This is a genomic window from Pseudomonas syringae group sp. 26L6, from assembly GCF_032587815.1.
In the GTDB taxonomy this organism is placed as follows: Bacteria; Pseudomonadota; Gammaproteobacteria; order Pseudomonadales; family Pseudomonadaceae; genus Aquipseudomonas; species Aquipseudomonas amygdali.
The window spans coordinates 269,561-285,156 of sequence record NZ_JAWHPJ010000018.1; the positions used below are offsets into that span (position 1 = coordinate 269,561).

Annotated in this window: 19 protein-coding genes; all 19 read left to right on the plus strand. The window is 60.0% G+C overall.

Annotated features, from left to right (window positions below; all coding sequences use genetic code 11):
• The first annotated feature begins 115 nt into the window (after window positions 1-115).
• The 19 genes from RYA97_RS08845 (at window position 116) to RYA97_RS08935 (ending at window position 15,365) form a co-directional block, all read left to right on the plus strand.
• Window positions 116-505 (plus strand): hypothetical protein, encoded by a 390-nt coding sequence (locus tag RYA97_RS08845; RefSeq protein ID WP_003411734.1) that lies wholly within the window; start codon window positions 116-118, stop codon window positions 503-505.
• On the plus strand, window positions 486-824 hold the full coding sequence (locus RYA97_RS08850; RefSeq protein WP_003372736.1) for a hypothetical protein: 339 nt from the start codon (window positions 486-488) through the stop codon (window positions 822-824). The genes RYA97_RS08845 and RYA97_RS08850 overlap by 20 nt, the downstream gene beginning before the upstream one ends.
• A 46-nt stretch (window positions 825-870) precedes the next feature.
• The gene (locus tag RYA97_RS08855) at window positions 871-1,461 is read left to right on the plus strand and encodes a hypothetical protein (RefSeq protein ID WP_316892150.1); all 591 of its coding nucleotides are present in this window, start codon (window positions 871-873) and stop codon (window positions 1,459-1,461) included.
• Window positions 1,458-1,646 (plus strand): DUF2635 domain-containing protein, encoded by a 189-nt coding sequence (locus tag RYA97_RS08860; protein ID WP_002551914.1) that lies wholly within the window; start codon window positions 1,458-1,460, stop codon window positions 1,644-1,646. The genes RYA97_RS08855 and RYA97_RS08860 overlap by 4 nt, the downstream gene beginning before the upstream one ends.
• A gap of 18 nt (window positions 1,647-1,664) precedes the next feature.
• Entirely contained in the window at window positions 1,665-3,161 is a 1,497-nt protein-coding gene (locus tag RYA97_RS08865) for a phage tail sheath subtilisin-like domain-containing protein (protein ID WP_316892152.1), read from the plus strand.
• A 60-nt stretch (window positions 3,162-3,221) separates the two neighbouring features.
• A complete protein-coding gene (locus tag RYA97_RS08870; protein WP_003316279.1) occupies window positions 3,222-3,569 on the plus strand; it encodes a phage tail tube protein in 348 nt (115 codons plus the stop codon).
• Complete coding sequence (locus RYA97_RS08875) at window positions 3,566-3,862, plus strand: phage tail assembly protein (RefSeq protein WP_003316280.1); 297 nt, start codon at window positions 3,566-3,568, stop codon at window positions 3,860-3,862. Before RYA97_RS08870 ends, RYA97_RS08875 begins: the two co-directional genes overlap by 4 nt.
• A gap of 130 nt (window positions 3,863-3,992) precedes the next feature.
• Window positions 3,993-6,137, plus strand: coding sequence for a phage tail tape measure protein (locus tag RYA97_RS08880; RefSeq protein WP_316892154.1), 2,145 nt, complete (start codon window positions 3,993-3,995; stop codon window positions 6,135-6,137).
• Complete coding sequence (locus RYA97_RS08885; RefSeq protein ID WP_016982697.1) at window positions 6,134-7,519, plus strand: DNA circularization protein; 1,386 nt, start codon at window positions 6,134-6,136, stop codon at window positions 7,517-7,519. Before RYA97_RS08880 ends, RYA97_RS08885 begins: the two co-directional genes overlap by 4 nt.
• Before the next feature lie 3 nt (window positions 7,520-7,522).
• Entirely contained in the window at window positions 7,523-8,650 is a 1,128-nt protein-coding gene (locus RYA97_RS08890) for a phage baseplate assembly protein (RefSeq protein WP_316892155.1), read from the plus strand.
• Window positions 8,647-9,159: a phage baseplate assembly protein V gene (locus tag RYA97_RS08895; protein WP_316892156.1), complete on the plus strand. Its 513-nt coding sequence runs from the start codon at window positions 8,647-8,649 to the stop codon at window positions 9,157-9,159. Before RYA97_RS08890 ends, RYA97_RS08895 begins: the two co-directional genes overlap by 4 nt.
• Window positions 9,156-9,554: a phage GP46 family protein gene (locus tag RYA97_RS08900; protein WP_004663819.1), complete on the plus strand. Its 399-nt coding sequence runs from the start codon at window positions 9,156-9,158 to the stop codon at window positions 9,552-9,554. The genes RYA97_RS08895 and RYA97_RS08900 overlap by 4 nt, the downstream gene beginning before the upstream one ends.
• Window positions 9,544-10,584 (plus strand): baseplate J/gp47 family protein, encoded by a 1,041-nt coding sequence (locus tag RYA97_RS08905; protein WP_003372716.1) that lies wholly within the window; start codon window positions 9,544-9,546, stop codon window positions 10,582-10,584. Before RYA97_RS08900 ends, RYA97_RS08905 begins: the two co-directional genes overlap by 11 nt.
• The gene (locus RYA97_RS08910) at window positions 10,572-11,171 is read left to right on the plus strand and encodes a YmfQ family protein (RefSeq protein ID WP_316892157.1); all 600 of its coding nucleotides are present in this window, start codon (window positions 10,572-10,574) and stop codon (window positions 11,169-11,171) included. Before RYA97_RS08905 ends, RYA97_RS08910 begins: the two co-directional genes overlap by 13 nt.
• Window positions 11,172-11,181: 10 nt before the next feature.
• Window positions 11,182-12,645 carry a phage tail protein gene (locus tag RYA97_RS08915; protein ID WP_316892159.1) on the plus strand — a complete coding sequence of 488 codons (1,464 nt, stop codon included), beginning with the start codon at window positions 11,182-11,184 and terminating at the stop codon, window positions 12,643-12,645.
• Window positions 12,646-12,652: 7 nt separating this feature from the next.
• Complete coding sequence (locus RYA97_RS08920) at window positions 12,653-13,219, plus strand: tail fiber assembly protein (protein ID WP_316892161.1); 567 nt, start codon at window positions 12,653-12,655, stop codon at window positions 13,217-13,219.
• A 354-nt stretch (window positions 13,220-13,573) separates the two neighbouring features.
• Window positions 13,574-14,071 carry a tail fiber assembly protein gene (locus RYA97_RS08925; RefSeq protein WP_003372704.1) on the plus strand — a complete coding sequence of 166 codons (498 nt, stop codon included), beginning with the start codon at window positions 13,574-13,576 and terminating at the stop codon, window positions 14,069-14,071.
• A gap of 242 nt (window positions 14,072-14,313) precedes the next feature.
• Entirely contained in the window at window positions 14,314-14,859 is a 546-nt protein-coding gene (locus RYA97_RS08930) for a glycoside hydrolase family 19 protein (RefSeq protein ID WP_316892163.1), read from the plus strand.
• Entirely contained in the window at window positions 14,856-15,365 is a 510-nt protein-coding gene (locus RYA97_RS08935; protein ID WP_316892165.1) for a lysis system i-spanin subunit Rz, read from the plus strand. Before RYA97_RS08930 ends, RYA97_RS08935 begins: the two co-directional genes overlap by 4 nt.
• Window positions 15,366-15,596: the final 231 nt, after the last annotated feature.

Below are 15,596 nucleotides of genomic sequence, written 5' to 3' on the forward strand. Positions count from 1 at the left end.
AGTCATTCCGTTCTGACCCAACAACGGAGCCCCGCATCAAGGGGCTCTTTCCAGTTTATTCAGGCTTTCGATTTTCGAGGGCCTTGAGAGTCCACCACCCTATTACGGAGCACCAATGGACCCAACCGACCTAGGCCCAGGCACAGCTACCTGGCTGGGCGGCACGGGCACAATTCTGCTTGGCGGCTTTCTTTGGCTGCGCAAGTTTCTTTCCAGAGATGCAACAGACCGGGCGATGGACAACGCGGACATCGGTACGGTGCGCCGCCTCAATGAGCTGCTCGACTCCGAGCGCCAGGCGCGCAAGGAAGCCGAAGCGCGGGCTGATCAGTTCGCCAAGGAGCGCAACGAGCTCGCCGCAGCGGTTGGGCGGATGGAGGGCAAGATCGAAGCCCTGACCAGCCACATCGTTCAACTCACCGACAAGGTCACCACGCAAAGCGCCGAAATAGCCCGGCTGCGATCCCAACTCGGAGGTGCAAACGATGCACAGATGCGCAATTGATTTCATCGCTCGCCATTGGTGGCGGCGCCTGGAGGTCTGGCTGATTTCCGTGCTGCTGATCGCCGGCTGCCTGATGCTCGGTTTTCAGGCCGGGCAGTGGTCGGCGAATGCCGAGCATACGCAGCAGCTGGCCGAGGTTCGCAATGCCTACGACGCAGCGCTGGGCAAGCGCGACCGGCGCCTGGACAGGCTGGCCGAAACCACCACCCAGGCGGCAGACAAGGTCGAGAGTGCTGCATCAATTGCCAATCAGGCCGCTCATACGGCCAGCCGTGCTGCAGACAAGGCTGATGAGGCGTTGGGCAAGGCGAACCAGTAGGCGTTTCCCACGCCGCAATCAACCTTCAACACACGCGGAACCCCTCATGAAGATAACCCCGATAGTTGCCCAATTGCAGGCGACCTGCCCGAGCTTTGCCGGGCGAATCAGTGCCGGTATCGACTGGGCGGCGGTCGCCCTCGGTGATCAGCTCGCCCACCCGTCGGCGTACGTGATTGCCACCGGCGATCAGTCCACCGCCAACGATTTGCAGAACGTTATTCGCCAGAACATCACCGACCGGATTGACGTGGTGGTGGTGCTCGACGGCGGTGACAAGCGCGGGCAGGAAGCCAGTGAGCAACTGCACACCCTGCGCGCTGAGTTGTGGCGAGCGTTGGTGGGCTGGAACCCGGATCGCGATTACGACGCGATGCAGTACACCGGTGGCGCGCTGGTGCAGATCAGCGGCGACCGGGTGACGTATCGCTTCGGCTTTGCAGCGCAGTTTCAACTGGGCCGCAACACCTCCGATCAGCCTGCCGAGACCTGGCATGAAGCGTATCTGGACGGTTTGCCCGGATTTACCGGCGCCACCCTCGAGATGGACTGCGTTGACCCCGCAGATCCGAACCTGAAATCCCCCGGCCCTGATGGCCGTATCGAAGCGAAATTCACAATAGAGGTAACACCATGACTCAACGCATCACTGTAGTACCGGCCGAGGGCCGCACTGTGCCGGATCCGGAGGCGGGCGATTTGCTGCCTGTCGAAGGGCGGCAGGTGACCTTCAACGCCTGGTGGCAGCGTCGTCAGAACGACGGCGACATTACCCTTCAAACCGAGCAATCCACCACCACCCATCAAGCCTTCACGGCTTAACCAAGAGGAAGCCAAACAATGGCTATCAGCTTTAACAACATTCCATCCGATGTTCGCGTGCCGCTGTTTTATGCGGAGATGGACAACTCTGCCGCCAATAGCGCGTCGGCCAGCATGCGTCGACTGATCGTTGCGCAGGTCAACGACGATGTGTCCGGCCCCGAACTGGGTTCTCTGGTGCTGGTGCCGAGCGTGGCGCTGGCGAAAAACATCGGCGGTCAGGGCTCCATGCTGGCCTCGATGTATGAAACCTGGCGCAAGGCGGACCCCACCGGCGAAGTCTGGTGCCTGCCGCTGCTCAATACCGAAGGCGCCAAGGCCGGCGCGAAAGTCACCCTCAGCGGGGCTGCGACCGAAGCCGGTTTGCTGAATCTGTATGTCGGCGGCATGCGAGTGCAGGCCACTGTCGTTAATGGCGCAACCGCTGCCCAGGCGGCCACTGCACTGTCGGTGAAGATCAATGCTACGCCGGATCTGCCAATCACCGCAGCTATTGAAGCGGGTGTGCTGAGCCTTTCCTGCAAATGGAGCGGGGCAAGCGGCAATGATATCCAGCTGGAATTCAACCGACTGGGTAAAACCAATGGCGAAGTCATTCCGGCTGGCCTGACGGCGGCAGTCACGGCCATGACCGGCGGCGTGGGTACGCCTGATCAGCTCAAGGCACTGGCTGCGCTGGGCGATGAGCCGTTCGAGTTCATCTGCATGCCCTGGACCGACACTGCCACGCTGGATGCCTGGAAAGCGGCAATGGACGACAGCACCGGTCGCTGGAGCTGGGCGCGTCAGTTGTACGGCCACGTTTACAGCGCCAAGCGCGGCACGGTCGGTACGCTGGTGGCCGCAGGTCAACTGCGCAACGATCAGCACATCACCCTGCAGGGTGTCGAAAACGGTGTGCCGCAACCGGTCTGGCTGCAAGCCGCTGCCCTGGCTGCGCGCACGGCGGTGTTCATCTCTGCCGACGCCAGCCGTCCGACCCAGAGCGGCACCATGCCTGGCATCGATCCGGCTCCGGCCAGTCAGCGTTTCACCCTGACCGAGCGTGAGTCGCTGCTGCGTTACGGCATCGCCACGGCGTACTACGAAGGCGGTTACGTACGCATTCAGCGTTCGATCACCACCTACCAGAAGAACGCTTACGGCCAAGCTGACAACTCGTACCTGGACAGCGAAACCATGCACCAGTCGGCGTTCATCATCCGTCGTCTGCAAGGCATCATCACCAGCAAGTACGGCCGCCACAAGCTGGCCAACGATGGCACGCGCTTCGGTGCCGGCCAGCCGATCATCACGCCGAGCACCATCCGTGGCGAGTTGATTGCGCAATACGCACGTCTTGAAGAAGAGGGTCATGTGGAGAACGCCGAAACGTTCGCCCAGCACCTGATCGTCGAGCGTGACGGCAATGACCCAAGCCGCGTGAACGTGATGTTCCCGCCTGACTACATCAACGGCCTGCGCGTGTTCGCGCTGCTCAACCAGTTCCGCTTGCAGTACGACGAAGCGGCATAAACCTAACCAACCCTTTCAAGCCCGCCTCGTGCGGGTTTTTTCATTCTGGAGATAAACAACATGGGTCAGAAAGTTGCGGGTACCTGCTACATCAAAGTGGATGGCACCCAATTGACCATCAGCGGCGGCGGCGAAGCGCCTTTGATGAACATCAAGCGCGAGACCGTCGTGCCTGGTTACTACAAGGAAACCGAAAAGGCCGCCTGGTTGAAATTCACCGCCGTGCATACCGCGGATCTGCCGCTCAAGCTGCTCACTACCGGTGTGGATATGACCATCACCTGTGAGTTCAAGAACGGCAAGACCTACGTCCTGTCCGGCGCCTACCTGGTCGATGAGCCGAGCAGCAAGGCTGACGACGGCACCATCGAACTGCAATTCGACGGCAATCAGGGGAGCTGGCAATGAGTGAAGTCATCGACCTGGCCAGCCCGATCGAAGCGCACGGCGAAACCCTTTCGCAACTGACCTTCCGGCGCCCTACGGCGCAGGAAGCGCGGGCTATCAAGGCCCTGCCGTACAGGATCGACAAGAACGAGGAAGTTTCCCTGGATCTGGACGTGGCGGCGAAGTACATCGCCGTCTGCGCCGGCATCCCGCCCTCGTCGGTCAATCAGATGGACCTGTGCGACATCAATACGTTGAGCTGGAAGGTCGCGAGTTTTTTCATGGCAGCGGCATCAGCAACCTCGAAGGACTGATCGCCGTCGTTTACGACCTCGCGTACTTCTGGAAGACCGATCCCGAACTGATGATGTCCAGGGAGCTGGACGTCATCACCGAATCGATCTTGCAGGCGCAACGCATCAACCAGATCCTGCAGGGGGAGTGATGGCAGACACTATCAGAACGCTGATTACCGGCGTCGACCAGCTGTCTCCAACGCTGGCAACTATCCGCAACAATGTCAAAGGCCTCGAGACCAGTCTGGGGGCCATAGACCTTGGCAAGGCAGTCACGGACAACGCTTTGGCGGGGCCTTTGATTGCCGGGGTAAAGGCAGCGATCGGTTTCGAGACCAGCATGGCCGGCGTGAAACGCTCGGTAAGCTTTGAAACACCGCAGCAGTTCCAGCAGATGGGGTCCGATATTCTGGACCTCAGTGAACGGCTGCCGGAAAGCGCCAATGGCATCGCGGCGATTGTTGCTGCCGGTGCCAAGGCCAATGTACCGCGTGAAGAACTGACCGGGTTTGCCAGCGATGCCGTGAAAATGGGTGTCGCATTCGATCAGACGGCGGCCGAGTCGGGCGACATGATGGCCTTGTGGCGGTCATCGTTTCAGATGACTCAGCCGCAGGTCGCGGCGTTGTCCGAGAAGATCAATGTGCTCGGCGGCAACAACCTGGAAAAGAAAATCGCCACCATGGTGACTGCAATGGGCCCGCTTGGGCCGGTTGCGGGCATGGCCTCCGGGCAACTGGCGGCAATGGGCGCCACGCTGGCCAGCGTCGATGTGCCGGCCGATGTGGCCGCCAGCGGTATGAAGCGATTCATGCAGTCGTTGACCGAAGGGGGCGCGGCGAAAGCCGGGGCGTTCGAAGCGTTGCAGCTCGACGTCAATCAGCTGACCCAGGGCATGCAGAGCGACCCGTCCGGGACCATTGAAAAGGTCCTGACGGCGGTCTCCAGTGTTGACCCTGGCAAGCAGTCGGATGTCATCACGCAATTGTTCGGCGCGGAATCGCTGGGTGCTATCACGCCACTGCTGGCCAATCTGGATGTGCTCAGGTCCAACCTGGCCAAGGTCGGCGAGGGCGTGCAGAACAGCGGCACTATCGAGAAGGAATTCGCCGACAACTCACAGACCACGGCCACGGCCATCAAAGAGATGACCAACCGTGTCGATCGTCTGGGCATCAACATCGGCAGTATGTTTCTGCCGGCGATGAACGAAGCAATGGCCGTGATCGGGCCGATGATTTCTCAGGTCGCCGCGCTGGCGGCCGAACACCCTGGCGTGATCAAGGGTGTGGTGGCCGCTGCGATTGCGTTCGGTGTATTGCAAGTTGCGGTCATGACCGCGACGACCGCCATGAGCGTACTTAGCGCGGTGATGGGCCTGTCACCGCTGGCCCTGATCGTGCGCGGCCTGGCGCTGGCGGCAGGTCTTCTGATTGCCTACTGGTCGACCGTCGCGCCTTATTTTCAAGCTGTCTGGGAAGCGATTCGTGGGCCGGCCATGGCGCTTTGGGACGTACTAAAGGCGGTATTCGCCTGGACGCCGCTCGGTATGATCGTCGCCAACTGGCAACCGCTGTCCGAGTTCTTTGCTGCGCTTTGGGACGTTATCAAGGCGCTGGCAACCCCGTTTTTCGACTTCCTGCAGACGCTGTTCGCCTGGACGCCGTTGGGCATGGTCGTGGCCAACTGGCAGCCAATCTCCGAGTACTTCGCCGGGCTATGGGAAACCATCAAGGCCGAGGCGCAGCCGTTTACCGATGTGCTGGCAACGCTGTTCAGTTTTTCGCCGCTGGGCATGGTCATCGAGAATTGGCAGCCGATCAAAACCTGGTTCGCAGGTCTGTGGGCGGACATCAAGCCATTCATCGAACCGATCATGAGCTGGTTTGGTGGCGACACTGATAAGACCGTGCTGCAGAGGGCGACCGAGAAGGCCAATCAGTTCGCGGAAGAACAGCGGATACGCAATGCAGGCCCGGGCGGCGGGACCGGTGCGTTTCTGGCGGCCGGTGCCGTCGAGAACGTTCGCATGAATCAGCAGTTGCTCAATCAGGCCACTGGCGTGCCGTCGACCAGCCAATTGCTCGGCGTACCCACCCCGCTGGCACCCGGCAGCCTGTTGTTGCAGCAGGGCACAGGCGGGGCCGGTCCGCGACTTGAAGGCGAGCTCAACATTCGCTTTGAAAACGCGCCGCCGGGCATGCGTGCCGGGCAAGTGCAAACCAACCAGCCGGGTTTGACGATATCGCCAAACGTCGGTTATCGAACCCTCGGCGCAGGAGCCGGATCATGAGTACATGGCGTGACAGCCTGCTGCCAGCGTCTTTTCGGGGCGTCGGTTTTTTCATTGAAAAAGCCGTCGTTCCGGCAGGCCGCAAGGGGCAGTTGCATGAGTTTCCACAACGCGACGAGCCTTATTTCGAGTCGCTGGGCAAACAGTCGAAAGTGCATACGCTGACGGGGTTCATTGTCGGTCCCGACTGTTTCGAACAGCGAGACAGACTGCTGCAGGCACTGGAGCAGGAAGGTGCCGGCGAGCTGGTACATCCCTGGCTGGGTCGCGTGCAGGTTCAGGTTGGCGAGTGCGGCGTCACACACAACCTGAGCGAAGGCGGACTCGTCCGGCTGGACCTGAAATTCTATCCGGCCAACCCGCTCAAGTTTCCCGTGTCGACGCTCAATACGCGACGGCAGTTGCTGGGCGCGTCCGAGAGCCTGCTGGATTCGGCGCTCAGGCGCTACCGCTCGGTGATGGCCACAGTGGACGCGGTACGTATCAACATTCAGGCGCTGCGCAGCGCCCTGTCGGGTGTGTTCGCAACCATTCAGCGGCAGTTCGTACCGTTTATGGCGATCTATTCGGATGTCACCGCGCTGGTGCATTCGCTGGTCAATGCGCCGTTGACGGTCAGCACGCTGTTTACCACGTTCTTCGCCAGTTTCGACGGTGACAGCCAAAGAGCCAGAAGAGCGAGCGGCACCAGCAGTTCCGGCAGCTCGGTCACCGGCAGTTCAGCAAGCGCTTCCGCGAGCGGCAATAGCGGCGGCACGTCCAACAGCATTGCATCAAGGTCCAGCGGCAACGGTGGGGCGTCTTCTGTTGAAACGGTCGATTACCGGTCTGTGATTTCCGAGGCCACACAACAGGCAGAGGCGGTGTCCGGTATCAATCTGGTCAGCCAGGGCAGCGGTCGTGATACCAGTGTGACGGCTCAGGCCACTGCCAACCTGGTTCAGGATGCGCTGTTGGTCAAGGTGGCGAGAATCGTCGCGAGCATGCCGATTGCGACGACGGCCACGCCGCTCAACGTGGTGCCCTCGCTTGATCAGCAGGTGACGCAAGCCCTGCAACGCGTGGATGTGCCGGTTGCCGATGACGTCATCGAACTGCGCGACACGCTGAGTTCGGCCATCTGGGAAGCGTCGTTGAAAGCCGATCCCGAACATTATCTGGCGCTCAACACGTTGCGTCAGGCGTTGATCAGGCACCTCAACGCGGTGGCGGCCTCCGGTGTACGTCTGGTGGACATGAAGGTCTCCGAGCCTTTGCCCGCGCTGGTGCTGGCCTATCGCCGATTCGGTGACGCCAGCCGGGCGCAGGAAATGGTGCAGCGCAATCGGCTGGCCCACCCGGGTTTCGTACCGCCAGGCACGCTGAAGATCGCACAGGAGTGACCCATGATCGACCCTAACGTTGTCACCCTGACGGTTGACGAGCACGACTATGCCGGCTGGAAGTCGGTGGAAATCTCTGCCGGGATCGAGCGTCAGGCGCGCAGCTTTGACGTGAGCATTACCTGGCAGTGGCCGGGCACTGAAATCTCGCATCCGATCACGCCCGGCGCAGCGTGCGAAGTACGTATCGGCGGCGAGTTGATTCTGACCGGCTGGGTGTTTGCCGCGCCGATCAGCTATGACGGTAAGCAAATCACGCTAAAGATTTCCGGACGCTCGAAAACCGCCGACCTCATCGACTGCTCGGCCATCAACAGGCCGAGCCAGTGGAAGGAGGTGGGGGTGTTGAAGATCGTTGAAGCGCTGGCTGCTCCTTATGGTTTGTCGGTGATCAGCGAAATACCGGAGACCTCGAAGATGGCCGATCACACCATCGAGCCTGCCGAAACCGTGTTCAAGTCTATTGACCGGCTGCTGACCCTGTTCCGGATTTTTTCCACCGATGACGAATACGGCAATGTGGTGCTGGCCAGGCCGGGTAGTCGCGGGCAGAGCGCAGACGCGCTCGAACTCGGCAAGAATGTGTTGAGCGCCGTCATCGCGCGGGACTTTTCCGGGCTTTTTTCCGAGTACCGGGTCATTGGTCAACAGACCGGTAATGACCAGACGTTCGGCAAGGACTCGTCGGAGGTCTCGGCAGAAGTCACGGATGACCGGCATGACGACCCCGCGCATAAAAAGCGTCTTCGCGTACTGGTCGTTCATGAGGATGCGCCGATCACACCGAAGCTCGCCCTGAGTCGCGCCAATTGGGAGCGTGGTCAGCGGGCCGGCAAGGCACTGCTCACCACCTACAAGGTCCAGGGCTGGCGGCAGTCCAACGGGGCGCTCTGGCGGCACAACACCATGGTCCGGGTGATTGATCCGGTCATCGGTTTCACAAGCCGCAACATGCTGATTTCAGCCGTGACCTACTCGCTGAGCGACCAAGGCACGATCACCACACTGGTGGTCGGTCCGCCTGAAGGTTTCCAGGCCGAGCCAGGTGACCCCAACAAGCGCAGCAAGGTGCAGGTCAATCAGGACGCTTACTCCTGGCTGCTGCCCATCGACGAGGAAACAACCTCATGAGCTTACTCAATCGCATGCTGGTGCGCGGCACGGTGGTGCTCGCCAGGGCCAGCAGCAAAATGCAGACGCTTCAAATGCGCCTCACCGCCGGAGAGGTCAAGGACGACATGGAGCACTTCGAACCCTATGGCTTCACCAGCAACCCGCTGGCCGGCGCCGAGGGCATCGCCGCCTTCATTGGTGGCGACCGGTCGCACGGTCTGCTGCTGGTAGTGGCCGACCGGCGCTATCGCCTCAAGGGCCTGGAGTCGGGCGAAGTAGCGATCTACACCGACGAGGGCGACAAGATTCACCTCAAGCGCGGCAAGGTCATCGACATTGAAACCGACACCTTGAACATCAAGGCCGCGGTAGCGGTGAACTTCGACACACCGCAGATCACCCAGACCGGAAAGATTGTTTCCAAAGGCGACCAGCTTGCCGCTGGCATCAGTCAGATCAGCCATCTGCATGGCGGTGTTCAGGCAGGTAACGGCCAGAGCGGACCGCCCGCTGGAGGTGCCGGATGATTATTGAAGGCTCTCTGCAGGCGTCCTTGCTGCGCTCGGTGGTCATCAGCCTGTTCACCTGGCGTCGCGCCGAAGCGGACGACCCGTTCGACGATGCCGAGCGCTATGGCTGGTGGGGCGACACCTACCCGGCACAGGCCAATGACCGTATCGGCTCCAGGCTGTGGCTGCTGCGCAGGGTCCGGCTCACTGCGCAGACCCAGCGCGACGCCGAGTTCTATGCGCGCGAAGCGCTTGCCTGGCTGATCGACGACGGTCAGGTCAGCAACATCAACATCCTTACCGAACAGGTTCAGAGCAATCGCCTGAACCTGGGCGTCGAGCTGGTCGTTTCGGACGGTCAGATCGTGCGCTTCAACCCTTCTGAACAGTGGCAGGTGATTTATGCCGTTTGAAACACCTACGTTACCGGCGCTGATCAACCGAACCCAGGTCGACCTCGCCGACGAAGCGCTGCGTCAGTCCGATGCTCGGGTACTGTCCCGTGCGCACAGCGGCGCGGCCTACGGACTATATGGCTATCAGGACTGGATCGCCGACCAGATTCTGCCGGACACCGCCGACGAGGAAACCCTTGAGCGGCAGGCCATCCTGCGCCTGAGGCAACCGCGCAAGGTGGCACAGGCCGCTACCGGCACGGTGCGCTTTACCGCTGCAGCCGGCGCGGTGCTGGATGCGGACACTGTGCTGCAGTTCAGTGATGGACGCTTCTACCGCGTGACCAAAGGCGTCACCACGGTTGCGGGCAATAACACCACCACGGTCGAAGCAGTCGATGCCGGTGTTCTGGGTAATGCGGATGCCGGTCTGGTCATGACTGCCGTGCAACCGGTCGAAGGCATCGACAGCACCTTCACCGTCATTGCCGACGGACTTTCCGGCGGCATCTCGCAGGAAAGTATCGAGTCGTTGCGTGCGCGTGTCGTGCGCTCCTACCGGGTCATCCCGCATGGCGGCAATCAGGATGATTACGTGACCTGGGCGCTGGAAGTGCCGGGCGTGACGCGCGCCTGGTGTGTGCGCCGGTTCATGGGGCCGGGGACGGTGGCGGTGTTCTTCATGCGTGACGACCAGGCCGATCCCATTCCTGACGCCGAGCAGCTCGCCGCGGTCGCTGCGTATATCGAGCCGCTGCGTCCGGTCACCGCAGACGTATATGTGCTGGCGCCGGTGCAGAAACCGGTGGTCTACACCATCCGGCTCACACCGGACACCTCCGCTGTGCGGGCGGCGGTCGAAGCGCAACTGCTGGACCTGCACAACCGTGAGGGCGGACTGGGCGAAACCCTGTTGCTCACGCACATCGCCGAGGCCATCAGCCGCGCGACAGGCGAAACCGATCATGTGCTGGTTTCACCCGTGGCCAACGTTACTGCTGCAGCCAACCAGTTACTCACGTTCGGGGGCATTCAATGGTCGTCATAAGAACTGCCGAGCACTACGCCGGGCAATTGCAGGCGCTGTTGCCACCCGGGCCTGCGTGGGACCCGGAGCGCGTACCGGAATTGCAGCAGGTCATTACCGGCCTGTCCCGCGAGTTCGCGCGCATCGATGGCCGCGCGTTCGACCTGCTCAACGAGATGGACCCTGCAACCGTCAGTGAATTGGTACCGGACTGGGAGCGGGTCATGAACCTGCCGGACCCATGTCTGGGGCTCAAACCGTTGTTCGCAGACCGGCGTCTTTCGGTGCGCCAGCGGCTCGTGGCAACAGGAGGGCAGAACGCGTCGTTCTACATCGACATTGCCATCAGCCAGGGCTACCCCGATGCCACCGTGACCGAACACCGAGCGCCCCGTATGGGGCGTTCGCGTTTTGGCCAGGCGCACTTCGGCACCTGGAATGCGCAGTTCATGTGGACCCTGAACACCGGCGGCCGCCAGCGGCTGGGACGGCGCTTCGGGGCCAGCTACTGGGGAGAGCGGTTCGGAGTCAACCCCGGCACCGCCATCGAGTGCTTGATCCGTCGAGCTGCACCGGCGCACAGCGTCGAATTCGTTAATTTCAACTGAGGAACACAATGTGGATTATCCCAAGAGTGTGCCAAGCGTAGGCTTGGTCAGCGGCAAGTTTGTAGATGAAAACCCGGCAACCGGCACACCCGGCTCGCTGATCCCTGCGGCATGGGGGAATTCGGTGACGCAGGAGATTTTGAATGCGATGGCTGCGGGAGGTGAGCAGCCTGACGAAACCAGAACCGATCAACTGGCAACGGCAATTACCCAGATTGGTTCGCAGGTCAGGCAGGCCTATAAGGGTGTCGGTGTCGGATATGCAGCGTCCGAGACGCTTATGCCGGGAGTGGCGGGGAATTGGCACAGGATCAACGTCGCAGGCATCACGCTGACGCTGCCCTCCAAGGCGAGCGTGACGGTCGGCAAGTCCGTAACTTTTCATAACGCATCGTCCGGGGCGGCAACCATCAAGGCCAGCGGTGCCGAGGTTATTTCACAGTTCGGCTCTGGCAGTAATACGTTACGGCTAAACGCGGCGGAATGGGTCGAGCTTGTTTTTAACACTGACGCGATCTACATCACAAAGCGCGGCAAAATGACAGAGGTAAAGGAAGTCGACTCTCAGAAAGTGTTCTCTTTCAATACCGATACTGTTTTTACAAGAGACCAGATGGAGTTGCTGCTACTGGATGCCTCTGGCGGCAATCGTACGTTCACACTGCCCTCCTCAAACGCGGCACTAGGCGCCAAGGACGTTATTGTTCGCAGGATAGACAACAGTGGCAACCGGTTGACCGTTAATGCAACTGCCGGGGAAAAAATAAGGTTTCACACCCATTTGAATGCTGCTGGTTATTCCTTTCTGGTTCTGATGGGAGCTGGCGACTGGTGGCATCTGCGCAGCGATGGTGCTGGAAGCTGGTGGCCAATAGGGCGATATGACAGCACTCCTTTGGGACGGCCTGTTTTCGAGACAACGACATTGTTCAGCCCAGGAGGATATGGAGCGTTGAACGGTGGGCTTCTTAACCGCGCCGACTGGCCGTGGCTCTGGGACCATGCGCAGAAATCCGGGATGGTTTACACCGAAGCAACTCGTACCGGGAAGGAAGGTGGTTGGAGCAGTGGAGACGGCGCTCTGACCTTCCGAGGGCCTGAAGGTAGGGGCGAGTTCCTGCGGGTACTGGATGAGTCTCGTGGCGTCGATACGTCGCGTGTCGCCGGATCTTGGCAGGATGGCACTTGGCTGAGGACGGTGGCTCAGGAGTGGAGCGGGTCTGACATAGAAACGGGTACTTACTTGTTGGGCAATGGTCATGCCCAGGCAGATGGACGCCTCAACTCCTCAGGCCCTAATGGCTTGATGCCGATCGGTGCATTAGTTCCAGCTGGAGGTTCTGGGTATCTCCGTGAAACGACAGATAACGGCGCGACGGGAGCCGCTATGAGAGACGACCAGCAACCGATGAACAACTGGATTCGTTTCCGTAGCCGCAACCTGGCCTATCCCGGCCGTATCAAACTGATCTGAGGACGTTATGCCTACTTACTTGATAGATGACTCTGGGGCCTTGATAGGGCCTGTTGAATTACCGGTTGTTCCTGGACTGGGCGAGCAAACGCCCAGCAATGCTGTAAGCATGACCGAATTGCTCAGCGAACCGAACACAGGATTTGCCTGGACACTGATAAACGGTGAGCTGCAGCAGGTCATAGATCGCCGTGGCTTGATGTATCGAATAAACGACGGCTCGGTAGAGGAGTGGAGCAGCCTCGGTCTGCCGCCTGAACGGCTTACCGCCAAACAATGGCCCGGCAAGTATTACGTTTGGCGAGAGGGTGAATGGGTTCTTGATACCGAAGCGCAGAAGACCGCTTTGGTGTCCGCCGCTCTGCTGGTTCGTGACCAGCGTTTGCAGGAAGCAGCTACACGTATCGCCCCGTTGCAGTATGCCGAAGAACTGGGAGATGCTACCGAGGCGGAGAAGGCAAGTTTGCTCGAATGGAAACGCTATAGCGTAGAACTGAACCGGATCGAGCAAACCCCGGATTACCCTCTCCAGGTCAAATGGCCTTCACCGCCCTCCGATGCAACTGCCCTGTAAACATGACCGCGAGAGCGGTTTTTTTTGCCTGTTGCCTACTGAACAGCTAGCCCCGGTAGGGCGCGAGTACAGACGAACTGCCCCGCTCTGAGGGGGAGTTGTTTTATTCGTCATTTAATCTCGCTTTTGAACAGGAGAGCTTTATCGGCTCATGGGGTGGGCTAGTCCCGCAAGCCCTTGAGAGGATCAATGCCTCTTGGCCCACAACAACAACTCAACATCATCCCTGACGCCGGCCCCACCGCCGGCGTTTTAGTTCCTGTCCTTAAACGAAACAGGAGGTCCACTGACGCCCGCAAGCGTCAATCATTCATAAACCCATACTTTCTCAATAGAAAAATCAAAGGTATTCCTATGTACACAGTAATAAGCGCTCGTGATCCACGTTGGTCCGATATGACACACACATACATTAATCTGTGGGTGTTGTTTGCAGAGTTTAAAGACACTTACGGCGAGGTGCCTTTTAGTGCGTCTCCCAACGACTCCGCTGCTCATGGAGTCGATCTGTTTAACCGTGCCCTCGCCGGTGAGTTCGGCCCGGTTCTCGAGCCGACCGAGGAGGCGGTCTTGCAGCAGGTGACGAGTCAGCGAAATAACTTGTCAAGTAACGCTACCTATCGAATCCACTCGCTGCTGGACGAACTGGATATTCTTCAAGACGCCATAGCAATGAATCTGGCGACCGAAGAGCAATTGAAATCCGTGCCAGCAATAAACGCTGAGCTGTACGCGTTCCGTCTTTATCGCGTGCGGCTTTCCCTGATTGATACATTGCCAGGTTATCCAAGGAAATTCGACTGGCCCGTAGCGCCTGCGCAACCTTTTGTGTATGTGCCACCTTCTGAGTAGTTGGCCATTTGGCAGGGCGAGCGCGAAAACGAATTGCACCCGACGCCGGCTCTGAAGCTGGCGTTACTGTTTATGCTTTCGATATCGCCGCGACCAGCCGACATGACTGCTGCTAACGACTCAGGTAACGACGCCTCGCAATGATGGGGCGTTTGTTACCCCTAATGCGCGTCGCTTTTGAGTCACGAGAGCTTCGTCGATTGGGGACACTGACGAGCTTCATAAGCAAGGCAGGAGTAACCATGCCTATCAACCAGCAACAACTACTGCAAATCCTCCCCAACGCCGGCTCTCAAGCCGGCGTTTTTGTTCATGCGCTCAACGCAGCCATGACCCGCTACACCATCAACACCCGCCTGCGTATCGCCGCGTTCATCGCTCAGATCGGGCATGAATCCGGGCAGCTTCGTTATGTGCGCGAGCTGGGTAGCGACAGCTATCTGGCCAAGTACGACACGGGCCAGTTGGCGCTGCGTTTGGGCAATACGCCAGAGGCAGATGGCGACGGTCAGTTGTATAGGGGCCGTGGGCTGATTCAGGTGACGGGGCGGACCAACTACGAGGCGTGCGGGGAGGCGCTCGGACTGGACTTGCTTGCTCAGCCGCAACTGCTCGAACGACCCGACCACGCGGCCATGTCGGCGGCGTGGTTCTGGGATCGGGCCAATCTCAATTTGCTGGCGGACAAGGGCGACTTGCTGATGATCACCCGGCGTATCAACGGAGGCACCAATGGCCTGGCAGATCGGCAGGCGCTTTACCAGCGGGCATTGGAGGTGCTGCCGTGAAAGTGCTGGAGATGCGATTCCTGATCCTCGCATTCGTGCTGGGGTCAGGGCTGGGTACATGGGTCGCCTGGCAGTGGCAGGCGGCTCACTATGGTCTGCAACTGTCTACGCAAACGCTGGCTTGGCAGCAAGAGCGCGAGCAGGCGGCGCTGGCGGTCGTCGACTGGCAGAACGCTGAACAAGCGCGAAGGCGGGCGCTTGAACTCCGTCTGCAAGATAACGATACAACCATTCATAAGGAATTGAGCGATGCACAGACTTCTCAGGCTCGCTTGCGTGATCGTCTGGCTACCGCTGATTTGCGGCTGTCAGTCCTCCTTGCCAGCCCCACCGGTGGCGATGGAATGCCAACCGCCTCCGGTTCCGGCGGCGTGGTTCATGGAAGCTCGCGAGGCGAACTTGACCCAGCGGCTGCTGGACGAATTGTCGCCATCACCGACTACGGCGATCAGGGATTGATCGCTTTGAAGGCCTGCCAGGCCTACGTGCGCGAGATTGCGCACTGATGTTCCTCTCGGCTCCCCACCCTCGGCCATCGTGCCCCTGCCTCAATCCCGCCTCCACACGGAGGCGCGGCCCTCTTTTCAGCCTTTAACCGCTTTTCAATCGGCGCAGCCCGGTACATTCATATTGCACCGGTCGGTTCGGTACGCTAATGTCCCGAAACGTACCGATGAGACCCCTTCCGTGACGACTGTCAGCAAACTCTTGATGCGCGTTATCAAGGCTCACGCCCG

Bases quoted from the DNA above. Each gene is read 5' to 3' on its own strand.
- RYA97_RS08890 (WP_316892155.1), top strand. From the start codon at position 7,523: ATGATCGACCCTAACGTTGTCACCCTGACGGTTGACGAGCACGACTAT.
- RYA97_RS08895 (WP_316892156.1), top strand. From the start codon at position 8,647: ATGAGCTTACTCAATCGCATGCTGGTGCGCGGCACGGTGGTGCTCGCC.
- RYA97_RS08905 (WP_003372716.1), top strand. From the start codon at position 9,544: ATGCCGTTTGAAACACCTACGTTACCGGCGCTGATCAACCGAACCCAG.
- RYA97_RS08855 (WP_316892150.1), top strand. From the start codon at position 871: ATGAAGATAACCCCGATAGTTGCCCAATTGCAGGCGACCTGCCCGAGC.
- RYA97_RS08870 (WP_003316279.1), top strand. From the start codon at position 3,222: ATGGGTCAGAAAGTTGCGGGTACCTGCTACATCAAAGTGGATGGCACC.
- RYA97_RS08850 (WP_003372736.1), top strand. From the start codon at position 486: ATGCACAGATGCGCAATTGATTTCATCGCTCGCCATTGGTGGCGGCGC.
- RYA97_RS08860 (WP_002551914.1), top strand. From the start codon at position 1,458: ATGACTCAACGCATCACTGTAGTACCGGCCGAGGGCCGCACTGTGCCG.
- RYA97_RS08900 (WP_004663819.1), top strand. From the start codon at position 9,156: ATGATTATTGAAGGCTCTCTGCAGGCGTCCTTGCTGCGCTCGGTGGTC.
- RYA97_RS08910 (WP_316892157.1), top strand. From the start codon at position 10,572: ATGGTCGTCATAAGAACTGCCGAGCACTACGCCGGGCAATTGCAGGCG.
- RYA97_RS08880 (WP_316892154.1), top strand. From the start codon at position 3,993: ATGGCAGACACTATCAGAACGCTGATTACCGGCGTCGACCAGCTGTCT.
- RYA97_RS08930 (WP_316892163.1), top strand. From the start codon at position 14,314: ATGCCTATCAACCAGCAACAACTACTGCAAATCCTCCCCAACGCCGGC.
- RYA97_RS08885 (WP_016982697.1), top strand. From the start codon at position 6,134: ATGAGTACATGGCGTGACAGCCTGCTGCCAGCGTCTTTTCGGGGCGTC.
- RYA97_RS08925 (WP_003372704.1), top strand. From the start codon at position 13,574: ATGTACACAGTAATAAGCGCTCGTGATCCACGTTGGTCCGATATGACA.
- RYA97_RS08845 (WP_003411734.1), top strand. From the start codon at position 116: ATGGACCCAACCGACCTAGGCCCAGGCACAGCTACCTGGCTGGGCGGC.
- RYA97_RS08865 (WP_316892152.1), top strand. From the start codon at position 1,665: ATGGCTATCAGCTTTAACAACATTCCATCCGATGTTCGCGTGCCGCTG.
- RYA97_RS08920 (WP_316892161.1), top strand. From the start codon at position 12,653: ATGCCTACTTACTTGATAGATGACTCTGGGGCCTTGATAGGGCCTGTT.
- RYA97_RS08875 (WP_003316280.1), top strand. From the start codon at position 3,566: ATGAGTGAAGTCATCGACCTGGCCAGCCCGATCGAAGCGCACGGCGAA.